Genomic DNA, 18870 nt, shown 5'->3' on the forward strand with positions numbered 1-18870 from the left:
AAAAAAACTATCTCAACTCTTTAGTGCGGATCTGAATAAAGAAGGGGAGAATGGTGGGCGATGCAGGGATTGAACCTGCGACCTTTCCGGTGTGAACGGAACGCTCTCCCGCTGAGCTAATCGCCCGCCGCTGTGCAGCGTGGGACGGCTTCTATGACATTCTGCGGGGCAGCGCAAGAGGGGATGGACCAAGAATTTCGGCGTTATGAACAGCCCGGTTGCGGGGGGCTGGCGGCTGCTCCCAGCGTTTCCAGCGCAGGCAACAGATCCCGGAAAGAGGAGATGACCCGGTCGGGGCAGAGATCTGCAACCGGCACGCTGGCATAGCCGAAATCGACGGCAATGACCGGGATCTGGGTGGCCCTGGCCGCAGCAATATCGGTCGCCGTATCGCCGATCATGATTGCCTTGCACGGCTCTCCGCCGGCCCGCCGTATGGCGCCGAGCACCGGCAGGGAGTCCGGCTTGGGCCGTGGATATGTGTTGCCGCCTACGATGGAGCCGAAGAGGCGGGTCAGCGACAGCTCGTCGAGGAGCTTGCGAGCCAGATACTCCGGCTTGTTGGTGCAGATTGCCAGCCTCCAGCCTCCGCCGGCGAGCTTCTCCAGTGTTTCGGGGACACCTTCATAGGGCCGGCTGAACGCGGCGATATTGGCCTCATAATAGTCCAGAAAAACAGCCCGCATGGCGTCCAGCGGCGCTTCAGCTGGGTCGGCGCCGTGAAACATGAGACCGAGGCGGATCAGGGCAGCGGCACCATTGCCGGCCTGTGGCCGGGCCAGTTCCAGCGGAACAGGTCCGTATCCTGCGTCTGCGAGCGCTGCATTGAGGGCAGCTGCCAGATCTTCCGCCGTATCGGCCAGTGTTCCATCCAGGTCAAATACGAGCGTGGCCAAGCAAGGGCCTCCCTGTCACATGCCGCAGCTGATTCTCTGCCCATTCTGCAACTTGCAGCGGGCAGATGGGTGCTGTCAAAGCTTGTAAGCTGTCCTGAATCCGCCCCAGTGGATACCGCACACCGTGATGGGGGCGTCGACTTCCTGCAACCATACGACGTTACCATTTCCCATATCACGGGCATAAGACTGTACAAGTACGGGTCTCGTGTTCCGTGCGGCGCTCAGGCCCGCCCTATCGTCAAAAATGCGCTTGTTCCGGCAGTTTGCCGCATTCCAGACCGGATCATCCGGCCGCTGCGGATGTGAATAGGCTTTGTTATGCACCGGCAGATAGCCATTACGGTCAATCGCCACGCAAAATATCATCGCGGTATCTTGCGCCAGGATGACGTCCTGGATCTGAGGCAGGATCTGTTCCAGCTGTGCCAGCGCGCGGTTGCTGTACTGAACCGGATTGGTGCCTTGTATGATTTTGTAATCGGTATCGAACAAGGCGTCCCGCGTGAGGCGGCCGGTCTCGATGAGCTTGTGCATCGCCTCGCTGATTCTGGCAGCTCCCTCCTGGGCCCGGCGGACGGAGGTGGCATTCTTTGTCTGAATGCCATGGATGAGCTTGTCGAGGGCCGCGCCCGTCATGTCGTCCATACGGGAGAACTGGCAATGCAGGCCATTGTCACTTCTGTTGACGATCCGCAGATCAATCTGGCCAACGCCGTCAAGCGAAAGGCGGGCACTGGCGGGGGCTGTAATCTGCGCGTCGCTGCCCGGCTTAAGCAGGACGCCGGCATGGGAAATGTCGCGCGCTTCGACGGCCGCGGTTTGTCCTGCCAGGGCAAGTGTTCCGTTGATCCGGCAGGGCAGACGGTCTTCGACCCGGCGGTCGCCGGCCGGGCTCTGGCGCAGCATCATCGTGAAGCGTGGCCCGAGCGCCGAAACCGAAGCGGCCATCTTGCCCACGGCGCCGTGGACGCTGGTTCCGCTTTCTTCGGCGCGGGAGACGGAGTTGTTGATGGTGCTGATGCGCTTGCCCACTTCATCGATGAAGGCAGCGGTCTGGTTGGCCCTCTGGCTGATATCAGAGGTGGTTGCCACCTGTTCGCGGATCGCATTCTCAACTTCTGCAAAACTTGGGCGCAGTTCGGCGACGGCATCAATGATGCGGCTGACCGACGTGGTGCTCAGATCCGCCGAAGCCTGAAGCCGTTCGATCTTGCTGACGATTTCTTCCGTGGCCTTTTGTGTTTCCACCGAAAGCGCCTTCACTTCGCTGGCAACAACCGCAAACCCCCGTCCGGCGTCCCCGGCGCGGGCCGCTTCAATGGTGGCATTCAGCGCCAGAAGGTTGGTCTGCTTGGCAATGCCTGAAATCAGCCGGACAACATTGGCAATGTCCAAGATCGCCGCCGTCAGTTCCAGAACCCCGGAATTGGCCTCGGTCGCAGCGCCGGTGGCGTCCTGTGCCAGCTGGCCTGAACGTTCGACCAGCGCTCCAATCTGCCCGCTGGAGCCGGCCAGTTCCTCGATAGAGGCCGCAAGCTCGGACATCGTGCCTGTGGCCTGTCCAGCCTCCGACTGCAGGTTGAGGGCGTCCATTCGAATCTCTTTCAGCGTATCTTGCTGCGAAGAAAGAAGATTTCGAAGATCATCCGTCTCTGCGGACACCTGTGCAGTCGCTCTGCGCAGGTCCGTTTCTATCATGTCGATCGCGTTCCCGATCCGGCGGGCCGCGTCTTCCCGCTCTTCTTGCGTATCTTTCAGGGCGTCGACTTGCGTCTTCTGCGCAAATTCATCCGAAGCCTCAGGCTTGGGAGGCTTTGAAAAGAGCGAGGAACTGAAGTTCGGGCGCATTTTATTTTCCTAGACATGCCGAATATCGAACGTTCTCAACGTCAGCTGAACGGCAGGTTAATTTTCAATGCTGCCTTGCAACTATTCTCAACGGCGCAGGCCGCGCACGTGAGACTTCGCCTTTGCCCTGAACTTGCCGGCATGCTAATCAGCCCCAACACATGCGGCTTCGGCATGGGGTGCTGCAAGGCATGCCTCCTCCTGCCGCCGCCCATGGGTCTTTCAACGATTGCCGGAAGGGACAGGATGAGCGACGATTTCAAGCGCCAGGCCGCCGAGCGGGCTATGGAAGAAATCCGTGACGGCATGAAGGTCGGCATTGGCACCGGTTCGACCGCTGAGCATTTCGTCCGTGCTCTTGGCCGGGCTGTCCGTGCCGGGCTCAAGGTGACTGGCGTGCCGACATCGGAGCGCACCGCTGCCCTGGCCCGCGAGGAGGGTATCCCGCTCTCCACGCTTGAAGACATGCCCGTGCTCGACGTGACCATTGACGGCGCAGACGAGATCGATCCGGACATGGCGCTCATCAAGGGCGGTGGCGGGGCTTTGCTGCGTGAGAAAATCGTGGCGGCTGCCTCCGGCAAGATGGTCGTGATCGCCGACAGCGGCAAGCTGGTGCAGCGTCTTGGCAAGTTCCCGCTTCCGGTCGAAGTCGTGCCCTTTGGCCTTGGCGCCACCCGCATTGCTGTGCGCGCCGTTCTTGATGGTCATGGACTGACTGGCGAAGTCTCGCTGCGCGGCGGTGAGGACCATCCTTTTGTCACAGATGGCGGTCACTACATCCTGGATGCCTCGCTTGGAGCCATTCCGGATGCTGCAAAATTGGCCGCTGACCTGAACCTGATACCCGGTGTCGTCGAGACGGGCCTGTTCATCGGGCTGGCGGCCAAGGCCTATGTGGCCGGGCCGCAGGGTGTGGACGTCATAATGAAAGATTGAAGCGCTGGCCGCGGCATCTGCCGCAGCCGGGCACAGACAATGCACGCTGGAGTTTGCACATGAATCTGAAAGCCCTCTTTTTCGCAGGGGTTGTGGTTGCCGGTCTCGCCTTTGCGCCGTCTGCCATGGCGCAGGACCTGACCGAAAGCCATCTTGCAGCCGCACGCCGCGCAGTGATTGCCACGGACGCCCTCTCTGCGTTTGACTCCATCATTCCGGAACTGGCTGAACGGACCACAGGCATTTTCATTCAGGCGGACCCGTCTTTGACCGGTGTACTTGATGAGGTGGTGACCGAAGTCGCTCTCAAGATGACTGAAGAGCGTCCCGAATTGAACAGGATGGTTTTTGAAGTCTGGGCCCGCCGCCTGTCCGAGGAAGAGCTGACCGAGATTGCAAACTTCTACGAGAGCCCCACGGGCAAGAAGCTGACCCAGCTTTCGCCGGAAATCAGTGCGCTGTCGATTGGCGCCGCGCGCCAGTGGCAGGACAAGCTGTCTCAGGAAATGGTCGTGCAGGTGCGCGGCGAGCTTGAGAAGCGTGGCCTGATCAAGCCGTAAGCGGCTCCGGCTTACCAGCGGCCCCGGAGACGGGGCCGTTTGTTTTTGGATGTGACCTGAAGGATCTCACAGGATGAGCGAGTTCAACTACGATCTGTTCGTCATTGGCGGCGGCTCCGGCGGTGTGCGGGCTGCACGGATCGCTGCCACCCACGGTGCGCGCGTCGCGATCGCCGAGGAATACAGGTACGGCGGAACGTGTGTCATCCGGGGCTGCGTGCCGAAGAAGCTGTTCGTTTACGCCTCCAAGTTCTCCGAAGAGTTCGAGGACGCCGCCGGCTTTGGCTGGACGGTCGGCGAGCGCAGCTTCTCCTGGCAGACCCTGATCGAAGCCAAGGACAAGGAAATCACGCGGCTGGAAGGCATCTACCGGCGCAACCTTGACCGGACCGGCGTCGAGCTGTTTGACAGCCGCGCCGTCATCGAGGGGCCCAACAGCGTCCGCCTGCTGTCAACTGGCCAGATCGTGACGGCCCGTTACATCCTGATCGCAACGGGCGGCACGCCGAATGTCGATCCCTCGCTGCCCGGCTGCGAGCATGTGATCACCTCCAACGAGGCCTTCCATCTGGCCGAAATGCCGAGGCAGGTGATTGTCGCCGGCGGCGGCTACATCGCCGTGGAATTCGCCGGCATCTTCAACGGTCTCGGCGCCGAGACGACGCTCATCTACCGCGGCGAGGAAATCCTGCGCGGCTTTGACAATGATCTGCGCAAGGCCGTGCATGAAGAGATGGAGAAGAAGGGCATCAAGATCATCTGCGGCGACACGTTCTCCGCAATCGAAAAGGATGCAGACGGCAAGCTGACGGGCCACACCAAGGGCGGCAAGGCGCTGCCCGCCGATCAGATCCTCTTTGCCATCGGCCGCCGCCCGAACATTGCAGGCCTCGGCCTCGAGAAGGCTGGTGTCGAAGTGGGTGAGGACGGTGCCATCCGGGTGGATGAAACGTCCCGCACCTCCGTTCCTTCGATCTATGCCGTGGGCGACGTCACCAACCGGGCCAATCTCACCCCGGTGGCCATCCGCGAAGGCCATGCCTTTGCCGACACCATCTTTGGCGGCAAGCCCTGGACGGTGGATCACAGCCTCATCGCAACGGCCGTCTTCTCCCAGCCGGAGCTGGGAACGGTTGGCCTCACTCAGGAAGAGGCACTGAAGCGGACGCCGAACCTCGACATCTACAAGACCAGCTTCCGTCCCATGAAGCACACCCTCTCGGGCCGTGACGAGAAGATGGTGATGAAGCTGATCGTCGATGCGGATACGGACAAGGTTCTAGGCGTCCATATTCTGGGGCCCGACGCTGGCGAATTGGCGCAGGTGCTTGGAATTACGCTGCAGATGGGCGCAACCAAGGCCGACTTTGACCGGACGGTCGCCGTTCATCCCACCGCCGCCGAGGAGCTTGTGACCATGCGCGAGCCCACGGAACGCCTGCGCGGCTGAAGTCCGCAGACAGGGCGTGAAACAGGAAAGGGCCACCCGTTCCGGATGCGCATGTTGCATCGGGAACGGGTGGCCCTTTCCTTGAGTCTTCGAGGCGTGATGTGCCGCCGGTAAAAGTCGCCTTATTCTTGTCGGCTCAGTGTCCGCGGCCTTTCGGGACCTGCTTGATCACGGTGCCGCCGTCACTGATGGCGAGCGAGGACCTTGCCGGAACGGCTGCCGGTATCGTGCCTGTGACAGCTTCCTTATCCAGCATTGGGCCCTCTCCACGCGGCAGGCTTGCTGCAAAGACAAGTGTGCCGTCCCGTGCGGACTTGGCAGCGTAAAGCGCAGCATCTGCAGCAGCAAGCAGGGCTTCATCCGTGCTGCCGTCAATGGGGGCGATGGCAATGCCGAGGCTGACGCCGAGTTCGGCATGGATGCCATTGGGCATCGGAATCTCTTCGTCCAGCGCGGCCATGATCCGGCGTCCAAGATCGGCCAGCCGGTCGATATCCGCAAATTCAATCACCACGATCACGAACTCGTCGCCGCCCATGCGTCCGGCAACGCCTGCGCTGCCAACTTCCGCTTCAATCCTGCGGGCCACGGTCGCGAGAACTTCATCACCCGCTGCATGGCCATAGGTGTCGTTGATCTGCTTGAACCGGTCCAGATCGCAGCCGATCAGTGCGAAGGGTTTGTCTGGCAGGCCCGAAATGGCATTTGCAAGAATGGCACTGATCTGCCGGCGGTTGGCGAGCCCAGTGAGTTGATCATGGTCGGCCAGATAGGCAAACTCCTGTTCCCGCTGTTCCAGCGAACGGGTGAGGGTTCCCACCTTGCGCGATACGGCGAAGGCAGAACCGGCCAGCATGGCCCAAAGCAGCAGGATGGTCGGCAGGATCATGCGCCAGACATGCTCGCCCGGCGTTTCGCTGGTCCATTGAAAATGGCCAATGATCTCGCCATCCGGTGATGTGATGGGCCAGCTTGTGCTGCCCGCCGGCGGCGTCTCTCCCGGCACAAACTTCATGTCGCGGAAGGCCAGCTGCGAATTGATGTCGGCGGTGAAGCCCTCGTCGATCAGGCGGGCCGACATGAGGATGACCGGCGGTCCGGGAGGCTGCGCCACAGCTCCGTCATCCGGTACAATTGGCATGGCGCTGATGAATGTCGGCGTCTTGTCGAGCAGAACATAGGCGAAGGTGGCCATGTCATCGATGGCGGGCGGCCCGCTGCGGCCCGGTCCGGCCTCTGATGTGCTGCGCAGGCCCTCGTATTTGCGCACGGACGTCTGTGAAACCGCCAGCAGCACCGAAGAGGCGGGCAGGCTCTTGCGGCCGATGCGGGAGACTTCCCTGCGGGATTCAGCAAGCAAGGCGCCTTGCGGATCAACGAGGAAAGCCCGCTCATGCCCAAAATCGTACCAGAGGGAGTCAAGCAGTTCATAGCGGACAAAGGCCGGGTTGAACTTGACCGAGATATTGGCCACCGCCCGGTCCCAGCGGGCAAGGGTCATCTGGTCCCTCGCCATCAGCCGCTGGCGGTCATGAAGGGCGCTTTCAATCAACCGCATTTCGTTCCGCACGGCCTGCTTGTCTGCAGCACGTGAGGCGATGTGACCGACATAAAGCAGGGATGCTGTTGCCAGTACCATCAGCAGCGAAGCGAGGAAATAGACCTGATGCGTCAGGCTCCAGCGTCCTGCCGGGTTCTTGCCAATGCCTGCCAGGGGTGACACGCTGCCAATCCTTTCTGGATCTGGTGGACCGCGCTATGGGGAAGGGCCTGCATAAGCATCGTCAGACCACAACATACCTGTCAAAATCTGATAGGGTATAATTGGAAACAGGCCCTTAAGTTCATCAACGATATTTGGTTTCTTTGCATCTCCCATTCGTGTCTGCGTTTTTCTTCTTGTTAATCATCCGTATTTTTACGATGGAGCGGCATGGGTGGCCGTCTTGCCGTGCCGGCAGGCCGGGCAGGGGCGCTGCGGCCCGGCTTGCATTGCGGCACCTGAGCCACGGTCGTCCGGATTGCTGGCGGGATACTGTCCTGGACTGTAGTCTTGAGCCGTCAACCCGTGTATAAGGCCGCACGTTTCTTGTCCTTCGGGGGGAGACGTTTGCAGCACGTGATGTGAGGAAGTTCCGGCGCCCGTTCTTGTGAGCGCAGCGGCCATTGGCAGATGCAGGATCTGCCGCCCGTTTGCTCAAGGCAGGGCAAAGCAGCCGGACCGTATTGGAGACTGTGTGATGGCGGAGAAGTGGACACCGGACAGCTGGAGATCCAAGCCGATCTTGCAGGTGCCGGATTATCCCGACAAAGAGGCCCTGGCGGACGTGGAAAAGCGTCTGTCGACCTATCCGCCGCTGGTTTTTGCAGGTGAGGCGCGTCTTCTGAAGCGCCAGCTTGCGGATGTTGCGGCAGGGCGGGCATTCCTTCTGCAGGGTGGTGACTGTGCGGAGAGCTTCGCAGAGCATCATCCGGACCACATCCGTGACTTTTTCCGCGTCTTCCTGCAGATGGCCGTCGTCCTCACCTATGCGGCGTCCCAGCCGGTGGTGAAGGTGGGCCGGATCGCTGGCCAGTTCGCCAAGCCGCGCTCCTCGGACATCGAGAAACAGGGGGACGTGGAGCTGCCGAGCTACCGCGGCGACATCATCAACGACATCGCCTTCACCCCGGAAAGCCGCATCCCGGATCCGAACCGCCTGTCCATGGCCTACCGCCAGTCTGCCGCGACGCTGAACCTGCTGCGCGCCTTCGCGCAGGGCGGCTTCGCCAACCTTGATCAGGTGCACCGCTGGATGCTGGGCTTCGTCAAGGACAGCCCCCAGTCCCACCGCTATCAGGAACTGGCGGACCGCATTTCGGAATCGCTGGCCTTTATGCGTGCCTGCGGTGTGTCTCCGGACAGCGTGCCGCAGCTGCGCTCGACCGATTTCTTCACCAGCCATGAGGCGCTGCTGCTCGGCTACGAGGAGGCTTTCACCCGCGTCGATTCCACCTCGGGCGACTGGTACGCCACTTCCGGCCACATGCTGTGGATCGGTGACCGCACCCGCCAGCCGGATCATGCCCATGTGGAATTCTTCCGCGGCATCAAGAACCCGATCGGCCTGAAGTGCGGTCCGTCCCTTTCTCCGGACGGGCTGCTGAAGCTGATCGACATGCTGAATCCGGAGAACGAAGCCGGCCGCCTGACGCTGATCTGCCGTTTCGGCGCGGACAAGGTGTTCGATCACCTGCCGCAGCTGATCCGCGCCGTGGAGCGGGAAGGGCGCACGGTTGTGTGGTCCTGCGATCCGATGCATGGCAACACCATCACCGCCGCCGGCTACAAGACCCGTCCGTTCGAGCGCATCCTGAAGGAAGTGGAAGCCTTCTTCGCGGTTCATCGCGCCGAGGGCACCCATGCCGGCGGTATCCATATCGAGATGACGGGCCGCAACGTCACCGAATGCACCGGCGGCGCCCATGCGCTCACCGCCGAGCAGCTGGGTGACCGCTATCACACCCACTGCGACCCGCGCCTCAACGCCGATCAGGCGATCGAGCTTGCCTTCCTTGTGGCTGAAAACCTCAAGAAGGAACGCGAGGCCCGCACGGATAAGATCGCAGCCAGCGCCTGAGCGCAGCTGCTTTGACACGCATCAGGAGGGGCAGGCCGCAGGTCTGCCCCTTTTGCATTTGCCCTCAGGCTGAGGACGGAACTGCGATGCGGAAAGGCTGCTCCCCTTCGTTGAAATTACCATCGGCAGGCGCGCCTCTAACCTTGATTTAACGTAACGGCATGTAGAGCTGCCCTCCAGAGTGGAGGAGACCATGCGGATGCAGGTGGAATTGTCGGGGGTGTCGATCCTTGTGGTCGATGACAATGCGCATATGCGCGCAATCCTTCGTTCGATTCTCGCAGGCTTCGGTGCGAGACGCATTTTCGAAGCCGCCGATGGCGCCGACGGTCTGGAAATCGTCATCGACCGCGCGCCCGATCTCGTTCTGCTCGACTGGATGATGGCCCCCGTGTCGGGTGAGGAGTTCCTCAAGCTTCTGCGGGGGGAGAAGGATTATATTCTGGCGACGACACCCGTCATCGCCGTTTCAGGCCATGCGCGCCGCAGCGTCATTCTGGATGCCATGCGCCAGGGTGTTCACGGCTTCGTTGCCAAGCCGGTGGCGCCTGCCGTGCTCTATCAGCGGATCGAGGATGCCCTGCTGCGGCAGGAGCGTGATGGCCGCTCCAAAGGTATGCGCCGGCCGGGCTGGCGTGAGGCTGGGCCGGCAGGGCCCGCCGCTGCGGTTCTGGCCGCTGCCGTGCATCCGCCGGAAAACCTTGCCCTGCTCTGACCATCCATCATGAGTCATGATCGCCCGATTGCAAGGCCCGCACGGGCGCGCTAAATCAGGTGTCATGAGCACCAGCACCCGCCCCGAGGCCCTTTCGGGCCACCTCCGTCTTGCCATTGCCCAGCTGAACCCGACCGTCGGCGGTATTGCCGGCAATGCGGATCTGGCCCGCCAGGCCCGTGCCGGTGCGGCAAGGGCAGGGGCGCATCTGGTGCTGCTGTCCGAAATGTTCCTGTCGGGCTATCCGGCGGAGGATCTGGTGCTGAAGCCCGCCTTCGTGCGCGCCTGCCGCACGGCGCTGGAGGCGCTTGCCGCAGAGACCGCGGACGGCGGTCCCGGCATGGTCGTCGGCCTGCCCTGGGCCGAAGGCGGCAAGCTTTACAATGCGGTGGCGCTGCTCGATGGCGGCAAGGTGCAGGCCCTGCGCTTCAAGTATGACCTGCCGAACTATGGCGTCTTCGATGAAAAGCGCGTTTTCGATCAGGGCCCGCTGCCGGGGCCGGTGGATTTCCGCGGGCTGAGGCTGGGTCTGCCGATCTGCGAGGACACCTGGACCGATGAAGTGGTCGAGTGCCTGACGGAAACCGGCGCGCAGATGCTGCTGGTGCCGAACGGCTCGCCCTACTGGGCCAACAAGGCCGACGAGCGGCTGCAGATCATGGTGGCCCGCGTCGTCGAAAGCGGCCTGCCGCTTGTCTACTGCAACCAGACCGGCGGGCAGGACGAGCTTGTCTTCGACGGCGCCTCCTTTGCGCTCAATGCCGACCGCTCGCTCGCCTTCCAGATGCCCCAGTTCACCACGGCGCTGGCCATCAGCGACTGGCGCGAGGGCACCGATGGCGTCTGGCGGGCGGAGCCGGGCGAATTTGCGAAGCTGCCGGATGCGGATGAGGCCAACTGGCTTGCCTGCGTCATGGGCCTGCGCGATTACGTCGACAAGAACCGTTTCCCCGGCGTCGTCCTCGGCCTGTCGGGCGGCATTGATTCGGCCATCTGCGCTGCCATGGCGGTGGATGCGCTGGGGCCGGAGCGGGTGCACGGGGTGATGATGCCCTTCCGCTTCACCTCCTCCGACAGCCTCAGGGATGCCGAAGCCAGCGCAAAGGCGCTCGGCATCCGCTACGACATCGTGCCCATCGAGCCGCCGATGACCGGCTTCACCGAAGTTCTGGCGCCGCTCTTTGCGGGCCGCACGGCCGATATCACGGAAGAGAACCTGCAGTCGCGCAGCCGCGGCGTCATTCTCATGGCCATCTCCAACAAGTTTGGTGCCATGGTGCTGACCACGGGCAACAAGTCGGAAATGTCCGTCGGTTACGCCACGCTCTATGGCGACATGAACGGCGGCTACAACCCGATCAAGGACCTCTACAAGACCGAGGTCTACCGGCTTGCCGCCTGGCGCAATGCCCATCTGCCGCAGGATGTGAAGGGACGGGCAGGCGAGATGATCCCCGCCCATGTCATCACCAAGGCCCCGACGGCCGAACTGCGCGAAAACCAGACCGATCAGGACAGCCTGCCGCCTTACGAGGTGCTGGATGCCATTCTGCAAGGGTTGGTCGAAAATGAACTGTCCATCGGTGAGATCGAGGCGCTGGGCTATGAGCGCGCGACCATCGAACGTGTGGAACACCTTCTCTACATCGCCGAATACAAGCGCCGTCAGGCTCCTCCGGGCGTCAAGATCACCCGCCGCAACTTCGGCCGCGACCGGCGCTATCCCATCACCAACCGCTTCCGCGACCGCTGACCCGCCACGCGCAAGCCTCTGATTCACAGGGAAGAAAGGGCTGGCTTCACTGCAAGGGGCAGTGTTTGACCCGGACTTGTTTGCTCCTGTCAGTATGGCACCATTTCCTCTCCCCCCTTGAGGGGGAGATGCCCCCGGAGGGGGCAGAGGGGGGTAACTGACTGTCCGTTTGTGAGAGAGGTGATGCTGTGCTGAGGCGCTGCTACCCCCCTCTGTCTGCTGTCGCAGACATCTCGCCCTCAAGGGGGGAGATGACATGGAGCAAGACTGCAACCGGGCATAAACGCTGTCTCAGCAGGTTCGGAGCCGGTGGCATGCCATGAGCAAACCGCAGACCTATGGTGCCTTTCTCTCCGGCAATGCCCGCTGGCTTGGGGCAGCCTTCCTGATGACCGCCTTTTCCGGCTTCGGACAGACCTTCTTCATCTCCTTGTCTGCCGGCGATGTGCGGGCGGAGCTGGACCTCAGCAACGGCGCCTTCGGCTCGCTCTACATGGCCGCAACGCTTGGAAGCGCGCTGACGCTGCCCACCCTTGGCCGGGTGCTGGATCGCTTTTCCGTGGCGCAGGTGGCAGCCGGCGTCATGGTCATGCTCGGGCTGTTCTGCGCCCTGATGGCGTCGGCCACCTCCATCTGGATGGCCGGTATTGCGCTCTATGGCCTGCGCCTTTTCGGTCAGGGCATGATGAGCAACACTGCCATGACGGCGGCCGGGCGCTGGTTTGATGCGCAGCGCGGCCGCGCCGTGGCGGTGATCGGCCTCGGCTTCCCCGTATCGGAAGCCATCATGCCGGTTACCTTCGTCGCCATCATGACCAGTTTCGGCTGGCGGCAGGGCTGGTGGGTGGCGGTGGCTGTCATGCTGGCGCTGGTGCTGCCCATCGTGCTGCTGCTCCTGCGCAAGGAGCGGGTGCCGGTGAACACGGCCATGGACGTCAAGGTGGTGGTGCGGCGGCACTGGACGCGGGCCGAGGTGCTGCGTGATCCGATGTTCTACCTTGTCTCCGCCGGTGTATTGGCTCCGCCCTTCATCGTCACGGCGGTGCTGTTTCATCAGTCCTATCTGGTGGACCTGCGCGGCTGGACAAGGGAGCTTTTCGCAGCAGCTTTCATCGTCATGTCTGCTTCGGCGGTGCTGTCGTCGCTGGTGCTGGGCCAGTTGATCGACCGCTTCACGGCGCGGCGCATCCTGCCCTTCATGCTGGTGCCGCTTGCCTGCGGCACGGCGGTTCTGGCGCTGGTGCACGCCCCTTATGCGCCTTTCATCTTCATGGGGCTGATCGGTCTCTCCAACGGCTTTGTCGCCACCTTCACCGGTGCGCTCTGGCCGGAGCTTTACGGCACCCGCCATCTGGGCGCCGTGCGCTCGGTCGTCTTCGCCTTCATGGTCTTTGCCTCGGCGCTCGGACCGGGGCTGGCGGGCTGGCTGATCGACTTCGGCGTGCCTTATGACGGCCAGATCCTCGGCTTCTCGCTCTATTGCCTGGTGATGACGGCGGCGCTCGCCAGTGCCTCCCGCGTGTTGCTGAAGAGGGATGATCTTGCCAGCACGGCGGACTGAGGGTAGGGGAAACGCATGACCGTAAAGCTCCGCTTCGCGCCCTCTCCGACGGGCCTCATTCACCTCGGCAACAGCCGTACCGCGCTTCTCAACTGGCTTTATGCCTTGAAGAACGGCGGCCAGTTCGTTCTGCGTTTCGACGACACGGATCTGGAGCGCTCGCGCCGGGAATATGCCGATGCCATCGAGGCGGATCTCGCCTGGTTCGGCGTCAAGCCCGACTTGATGGTGCGCCAGTCGGACCGGATCGCGCTCTATGATGCGGCGGCGGCAAAGCTGAAGGCGGCTGGCCTGCTCTATCCCTGTTACGAAATGGTGGACGAGCTGGAGCGCCGCCGCTCCCGCGCCCGTGCGATGGGCCGCCCGCCGGTCTATGACCGCGCGGCCCTGAAGCTGACGGCGGAGGACAAGGCAAAGCTGGAGGCCGAAGGCCGCCAGCCGCACTGGCGCTTTCTGCTGCCCAACCATGACGGCGACCCGCTGGCCCCGCGCCGCGCGGATGTCACGTGGGACGACCTGTGCCGTGGCAGCCAGTCGATCGACCTTGCTTCCCTGTCCGATCCGGTACTCGCCCGTGCGGACGGCAGCTATCTCTACACGTTTACGTCTGTGGTGGATGACGCGGACATGGGCATCACCCATGTCATCCGCGGAGAGGATCACGTCGCCAACACGGCGGTGCAGATTGCCATCTTCGAGGCGCTGGGGGCGCCGCTGCCGCGGTTTGCCCACCACAACCTGCTGACCACGCTGGACGGCGAAGGCCTGTCCAAGCGCAAGGGCGCGCTGTCCATCAGCTCCCTCCGGGAAGCTGGCATCGAACCCATGGCCGTTGCCTCGCTGGCCGTCCTCACCGGCACCAGCCATGCGGTTGAGCCGGTGCGGGACATGGACACGCTGGCGGGCATGCTGGATCTCTCCGGCATCTCCCGCTCATCCGCCAAGTTCGACCCGCAGGAACTGGACAGTCTCAACGCCCGGCTTGTCCATGCCATGACCTTCGAGGAGGCCGGCCCGCGCCTTGCTGCGCTCGGCATTGGCGGCGGCGAAGCCTTCTGGCTGGCGGTGCGGGAAAATTGCGCCCGCTTCGGCGATGCCGCCAGCTGGTGGGCCATCATTTCCGGCGATCTGCCAGCCGATGCAGCGCAGGTGGCAGAAGAGGACCGGGCCTATCTGGCCGAGGCCCTCGCTCTCTTGCCCGAAGGCTCGCTGGATGGCTCAAGCTGGGGCATCTGGACCGGCCTTCTGAAGGAAAAGACCGGGCGCAAGGGCAAGACCCTGTTCATGCCGCTGCGCCTGGCGCTGACCGGCCATGATCACGGCCCCGACATGAAGGCGCTGCTGCCGCTTATCGGTCGGGAAAGAACTGCGGCCCGACTTTCCTGACAGGCCCGCGCGGCTCGCCTCTCACATCCTCCGCAGGCGCTTCCGGTGAGGCGGCCTGCTGATCAGGCTGCGTGCCGTCCAGCGCTTGCTCTGCCCCTGCGGCGCTTTCTTCCGGGCCTTGCTCCTCCGTCTTCCGTCCCAGCACGGGCAGGGACGGGCGCATGCCCTCTGTTTCGGGCTGGACGTCAGTCGCGGGGAGGGACGCGGTGACGAGGCTGGAGGCATCAAACCCTTCGCGCAGGTTCTGCGCCGTGTCCGGATCTGCATCCAGCGGCATGTCATCGGCGCTTACAGGGGGCATGGACATGCGGATGGCATCCGTCTGCGGGTTGGCAGCGCCTTGTCCGGCCACAACACGTCCTCCGGCCAAGGTCAGAATGCCGCCTGCGGCTCCGGAGACCGGTGTCAGCGGAGCGGCCTCCTGCTGGGCGGAGGGGGCGGCCTGACAGCTGCAGCCGTTCACATATTCCTTGCGGTGGCGGAAGGCGTTGGGTAGCTCGCTGTAGCGCTCGCCCGCCAGCGAAATCATGTCCTCCGGATCGCCGCCCGGATTGCGGTAGACGAACAGGCCCGTTTCCGCGGCCGGGCACATCGCATTGCAGGCCGCTGCATCCTGGCCGAACTGGCCCGGCCGGGCGCTGAAACTGATGGGAAAGAAATAGCCATCGCAGGTGCGCACACACAAGGTGCGGTAGGTGGCATTGCGCGGGAAGTTGTAGACCGGATAGGCAAGACCGTCGCGGGTGCGCTCCAGTTCCTGGGGAACCGTGTCGACGGCGGCACGCCGATCCGGCTGCACCGGCAGCATGACGGTTTTGCGCCCGGGCTGAAGCGGTGCCATGGGCGCAGCCGGCGCGTCTGGCTGGCCCCAAGCGCGGGTGAGAAGTCCTCTCGGCTGCTGCGGCGCCAGTTTCGGCTGTGCCGCAGCTTCCCGCAGGGCCCGCGTGTTGCCTTCGCCCGGGCACATGTTGCGCACCATATCCTTGCGGATGCGCAGGATCTCCGCCCGGTTCGCCGCTGTGCCGCCGCGGCCTGCATTTGCCTTGCCCGCCTTGACGCGCTGGCGCTCGATCTTGGCGAGGTTGGCTTCCATGCGCTGGATCTTGTCGAGGAGAGAGGGGCACCGTGCATTGGCGCCCGCCAGTCCGCATTGGTAATAGGCCGCATCGCGCCGCGCCGCCATGATCGAGCGGGCCTGTGCCTCCGCAGCTTCGTCCCATTTTGAAGCAGAGGAGGAGGCGCCAGCTGTTTCAAGACGGGAAAGCTGCCGGGCAAGGGTTTCACAGGTGGAACTGCGTGCATGTGCGGCAGAAGCCCCCATGGCAAGTGCCATGAGGCCAGAAAGGGCCAGAAGCCTGAACTTTACGCGCTTCATGGTGACAGCCATCCCCAACCCGGCCGTCCGGCGGCCCGGTCACTTGTGCAGGCCAAGCCTGCTTCCCAACTTTCCCCAACGCAACTATCGGGGCTGAACTGACCCTTTGCAAGCAACGGGCCAGCCGGAGTTAACACGTCTGGCTGCCCCATGCCCGGCGTGAACCAGACACCGCTCCGCCGCACTGCAGCAAGCCAAAAGAAGTCCGGCAGGCAAGGCTCTTCACACCTGTTCCGGCATGGGCCGGTCCGCCGTAGGCCGGGCTGTAGTGCCACAGATGTCACGGCCGAATATTGCCTTTTTGCCTCCTCTTTTCTGACAAAGATCTGAATCCCGTCCCGGAGGCCGCCTGTTCTTGTTGATAAAAAACAGGACCTGCCATGATTTGCCTGCAATTGTTTGCGAATCGAACCGGTCCGCGCTGAACTCTCACGTTGAAGTGAAGAGATGTGAGTGATGGGAGGAGGCAGGCGCATTGCGCCCTGTTCCCGCATTTCTCCGGCGCGGCGGGCCACAAGCGCCCGGCAGCAACGCGGGCCTCAGGGCCCCGCCAGAACGAAAGTGGACGCCATGAGCGAAGACAGCAAGGCGCCGGAAGGCAAGATTCCCGCCGTTTCCGTGTCGGAAGTGGCCAGCGGCTGCTATGCCCTGATGCGGGACGGCTTTCCAACAATCGGCGCCGTGCGCGGTGATGAGGCCATTCTCGTGGTTGATGCCCCGCCCAGCGTCGAGGCAGCGCAGGGCATCACCGAGGCGCTGGAGCGGATCAGCGGCAAACCGGTGCGCTATCTCGTGCTCACCCATTACCACGCCGGGCGCACCGCCGGAGCGCACGCACTGGAGCCGGGCGAAATCCTCGCCTCGGACCTCACCCGCCGCCTGATTGAAGAGCGCGGCGAGGCCAACCTCGAATGCGAGCGCCGCCGTGTATCTGATGGTGCGCCTGCCGTCAGCAATGCCCTTGTCTGGCCGGGGCTGACCTTTGCCTCCTCCCTGTCGCTGCGGCTCGGCTCGCGCGAGATCCGGCTCATGCATCTGGGGCGCGGGCATACGATGGGGGACATCGTGGTCTGGGTGCCGGATTCGGGCACCATCTTTGCCGGCGACCTGCTCAATCCCGGCGGGGTGCCCTATGCCGCCGATGGCCACCTTGGTGACTGGGTGAAGACGCTGGAGCGCCTGCGTGCCTTCAAGGGCAACGCGCTGGTTGCTGGCTCCGGCGCCCCCTTGCGCGGGGCGCAGATGGTGAATGACGCCATCACCCGCACCAAGGAGTTCATCGAAACCCTGCGCGCCTCGGCGGCGGCCTGTGTGGATCAGGGACTGGACCTCAAGGCCACCAACGATGCGGTGCGCGATGCGATGGACCCGCGCTACGGCAAGCTGCCGGGCTACGACCGGATCATGCCGCTCAACATCGCCCGCGCCTATGACGAAGCCAAGGGCATCGACGTGCCGCAGATCTGGACGGCGGAACGCGAACAGATCGCCATCAGCCGCCTCCGCCGTGCGGCGGCCAGCGAGGATGCGGCGTAAGGGGAAGCCCGCAAGCCTTTGCATGGCCTCATGAATGGGGCCTTGTCTTGCCCGGCTGATTGGCAATAGTGTCATGTCAGACAAAGGCAGGAGCGTCCATGTTCAGTCACATCACGGTCGGCGTCAGTGATCTGGAAAGGGCTGGCCGGTTCTATGACGCTGTCCTGCAGCCTCTTGGCCTGCGGCAGCGGCCTGTGGCTCCGGATGGCGGCCCAGCATCGCTATGCTGGGTCAACCCCGGTCAAACCCTGCCACGCTTCTACGCCTATCAGCCATTCAACCGTGAACCTGCATCTGCCGGCAACGGCGCAATGACGGCTTTTCTTGCGCCTGACGCGGAAGCCGTTCGTGCCGCCCATGCCGCAGGGCTGGCTGCCGGGGGCCGCGACGAGGGGCCGCCGGGCCCGCGTCCGCACTATGCACCCGGCTATTTCGGCGCCTATCTGCGGGACCCCGATGGAAACAAGATCCATCTGGTCTTCCGTGGAGATCTTGTCTGATTGATTCCCTGCTTTGCATTTTCCGGCCGGACTGTTGGCCGCCGCTACAGCGAGCGGCCCACTCCTGAGGCCATTTCAGAAAGCGCACATCGATGAACCTCGATCTTCTGCAACAGTTGCTGCCCGTCTATGTGGCCTATGTCATCGCAACGGCCAGCCCCGGCCCGAGCAATATGGCCATCATGGGCGTTGCGATGAGCCGGGGCCGCGCTCCGGCGGTGGCGCTGGCGCTCGGCGTCGTCACGGGCAGCATGTGCTGGGCCTTGCTGGCCGCCACGGGCATCTCGGCTATTCTCACCGCCTATGCCGAGGCACTGGTCGTGTTGAAGATCGCAGGGGGGCTTTACCTCTTGTATCTTGCCTTCAAGGCCGCCCGGTCGGCGCTTTCGGCTCAGGCGCCTGAGAGCCGGGGCAACGGACTGCCCGCCAGCAAGGGCGCGCTCTACCGGCGCGGCATGCTGCTGCATCTCACCAATCCCAAGGCCGTTCTCGGGTGGATGGCGATCATGACGCTGGGGCTGCGGCCCGATTCTCCGGCCCATACGCTTCATGCCATCATCGGCGGCTGTGTGCTTCTCGGGATTACGGTCTTCGCCGGCTATGCGCTGGTGTTCTCAACGGGGCCAATGATCCGGATCTATCAGCGTGCCCGGCGCTGGATCGAGGGAACGCTGGCCCTGGTCTTCGGCGTGGCGGGTTTCCGTCTTCTGCTCTGGCGCAACTGATGC

At 63.4% G+C, this 18870-nt stretch carries 15 protein-coding genes and 1 tRNA gene; 11 read left to right on the top strand and 5 right to left on the bottom strand.

Annotated features, from left to right (window positions below; translation table 11 throughout):
- Positions 1–51: 51 nt before the first annotated feature.
- From AC0CMF_RS09990 to AC0CMF_RS10000, 3 genes are all read right to left on the bottom strand, one after another.
- Positions 52–126, bottom strand: a tRNA-Val gene (locus tag AC0CMF_RS09990).
- A 77-nt stretch (positions 127–203) separates the two neighbouring features.
- Positions 204–896: an HAD hydrolase-like protein gene (locus AC0CMF_RS09995; protein WP_050471204.1), complete on the bottom strand. Its 693-nt coding sequence runs from the start codon at positions 894–896 to the stop codon at positions 204–206.
- Positions 897–971: 75 nt separating this feature from the next.
- A complete protein-coding gene (locus AC0CMF_RS10000) occupies positions 972–2747 on the bottom strand; it encodes a methyl-accepting chemotaxis protein (protein WP_094463702.1) in 1776 nt (591 codons plus the stop codon).
- A gap of 246 nt (positions 2748–2993) precedes the next feature.
- On the opposite strand from AC0CMF_RS10000, the gene rpiA reads away from it, so the two are divergent.
- The 3 genes from rpiA (at position 2994) to gor (ending at position 5696) form a co-directional block, all read left to right on the top strand.
- On the top strand, positions 2994–3686 hold the full coding sequence (gene rpiA, locus AC0CMF_RS10005) for a ribose-5-phosphate isomerase RpiA (protein ID WP_374628725.1): 693 nt from the start codon (positions 2994–2996) through the stop codon (positions 3684–3686).
- A 59-nt stretch (positions 3687–3745) separates the two neighbouring features.
- Positions 3746–4246: a DUF2059 domain-containing protein gene (locus AC0CMF_RS10010; protein WP_122521173.1), complete on the top strand. Its 501-nt coding sequence runs from the start codon at positions 3746–3748 to the stop codon at positions 4244–4246.
- Between the two features lie 73 nt (positions 4247–4319).
- The gene (gene gor, locus AC0CMF_RS10015; protein ID WP_050471207.1) at positions 4320–5696 is read left to right on the top strand and encodes a glutathione-disulfide reductase; all 1377 of its coding nucleotides are present in this window, start codon (positions 4320–4322) and stop codon (positions 5694–5696) included.
- Between the two features lie 136 nt (positions 5697–5832).
- On the opposite strand, the gene AC0CMF_RS10020 is transcribed toward gor, so the two are convergent.
- A complete protein-coding gene (locus tag AC0CMF_RS10020; protein WP_472481568.1) occupies positions 5833–7419 on the bottom strand; it encodes a diguanylate cyclase domain-containing protein in 1587 nt (528 codons plus the stop codon).
- A gap of 517 nt (positions 7420–7936) precedes the next feature.
- On the opposite strand from AC0CMF_RS10020, the gene AC0CMF_RS10025 reads away from it, so the two are divergent.
- The 5 genes from AC0CMF_RS10025 to gltX all read left to right on the top strand — a co-directional run bounded on the left by AC0CMF_RS10025 (position 7937) and on the right by gltX (position 14731).
- Positions 7937–9316 (top strand): class II 3-deoxy-7-phosphoheptulonate synthase, encoded by a 1380-nt coding sequence (locus tag AC0CMF_RS10025; protein WP_050471208.1) that lies wholly within the window; start codon positions 7937–7939, stop codon positions 9314–9316.
- A gap of 193 nt (positions 9317–9509) precedes the next feature.
- Positions 9510–10031, top strand: a complete 522-nt coding sequence (locus tag AC0CMF_RS10030) for a response regulator (RefSeq protein ID WP_082205775.1) — start codon at positions 9510–9512, stop codon at positions 10029–10031.
- Positions 10032–10095: 64 nt separating this feature from the next.
- Positions 10096–11784 (top strand): NAD+ synthase, encoded by a 1689-nt coding sequence (locus AC0CMF_RS10035; protein WP_058900299.1) that lies wholly within the window; start codon positions 10096–10098, stop codon positions 11782–11784.
- Between the two features lie 319 nt (positions 11785–12103).
- Positions 12104–13345 (top strand): MFS transporter, encoded by a 1242-nt coding sequence (locus AC0CMF_RS10040; protein WP_374628729.1) that lies wholly within the window; start codon positions 12104–12106, stop codon positions 13343–13345.
- A 15-nt stretch (positions 13346–13360) separates the two neighbouring features.
- Entirely contained in the window at positions 13361–14731 is a 1371-nt protein-coding gene (gene gltX / locus AC0CMF_RS10045) for a glutamate--tRNA ligase (protein ID WP_374628730.1), read from the top strand.
- Here gltX and AC0CMF_RS10050 read toward each other — a convergent pair.
- Positions 14694–16106, bottom strand: coding sequence for a DUF2865 domain-containing protein (locus tag AC0CMF_RS10050; RefSeq protein WP_374628731.1), 1413 nt, complete (start codon positions 16104–16106; stop codon positions 14694–14696). The two genes, gltX and AC0CMF_RS10050, sit on opposite strands and share 38 nt — an antisense overlap.
- 570 nt (positions 16107–16676) lie before the next feature.
- On the opposite strand from AC0CMF_RS10050, the gene AC0CMF_RS10055 reads away from it, so the two are divergent.
- The 3 genes from AC0CMF_RS10055 (at position 16677) to AC0CMF_RS10065 (ending at position 18867) form a co-directional block, all read left to right on the top strand.
- Positions 16677–17642, top strand: a complete 966-nt coding sequence (locus tag AC0CMF_RS10055) for an MBL fold metallo-hydrolase (protein WP_374628732.1) — start codon at positions 16677–16679, stop codon at positions 17640–17642.
- Positions 17643–17740: 98 nt separating this feature from the next.
- Entirely contained in the window at positions 17741–18142 is a 402-nt protein-coding gene (locus AC0CMF_RS10060) for a VOC family protein (RefSeq protein WP_186393839.1), read from the top strand.
- 107 nt (positions 18143–18249) lie between these two features.
- The gene (locus AC0CMF_RS10065) at positions 18250–18867 is read left to right on the top strand and encodes a LysE family translocator (RefSeq protein WP_208982550.1); all 618 of its coding nucleotides are present in this window, start codon (positions 18250–18252) and stop codon (positions 18865–18867) included.
- Positions 18868–18870 lie beyond the last annotated feature (3 nt).

The organism is Pannonibacter sp. CBAS1226 (genome assembly GCF_055685825.1).

Coding starts and splice junctions, on each gene's coding strand:
- AC0CMF_RS10000 (WP_094463702.1), bottom strand. CDS start 2,747: ATGCGCCCGAACTTCAGTTCCTCGCTCTTTTCAAAGCCTCCCAAGCCT.
- rpiA (WP_374628725.1), top strand. CDS start 2,994: ATGAGCGACGATTTCAAGCGCCAGGCCGCCGAGCGGGCTATGGAAGAA.
- AC0CMF_RS10010 (WP_122521173.1), top strand. CDS start 3,746: ATGAATCTGAAAGCCCTCTTTTTCGCAGGGGTTGTGGTTGCCGGTCTC.
- gor (WP_050471207.1), top strand. CDS start 4,320: ATGAGCGAGTTCAACTACGATCTGTTCGTCATTGGCGGCGGCTCCGGC.
- AC0CMF_RS10025 (WP_050471208.1), top strand. CDS start 7,937: ATGGCGGAGAAGTGGACACCGGACAGCTGGAGATCCAAGCCGATCTTG.
- AC0CMF_RS10030 (WP_082205775.1), top strand. CDS start 9,510: ATGCGGATGCAGGTGGAATTGTCGGGGGTGTCGATCCTTGTGGTCGAT.
- AC0CMF_RS10035 (WP_058900299.1), top strand. CDS start 10,096: ATGAGCACCAGCACCCGCCCCGAGGCCCTTTCGGGCCACCTCCGTCTT.
- AC0CMF_RS10040 (WP_374628729.1), top strand. CDS start 12,104: ATGAGCAAACCGCAGACCTATGGTGCCTTTCTCTCCGGCAATGCCCGC.
- gltX (WP_374628730.1), top strand. CDS start 13,361: ATGACCGTAAAGCTCCGCTTCGCGCCCTCTCCGACGGGCCTCATTCAC.
- AC0CMF_RS10050 (WP_374628731.1), bottom strand. CDS start 16,106: ATGAAGCGCGTAAAGTTCAGGCTTCTGGCCCTTTCTGGCCTCATGGCA.
- AC0CMF_RS10055 (WP_374628732.1), top strand. CDS start 16,677: ATGAGCGAAGACAGCAAGGCGCCGGAAGGCAAGATTCCCGCCGTTTCC.
- AC0CMF_RS10060 (WP_186393839.1), top strand. CDS start 17,741: ATGTTCAGTCACATCACGGTCGGCGTCAGTGATCTGGAAAGGGCTGGC.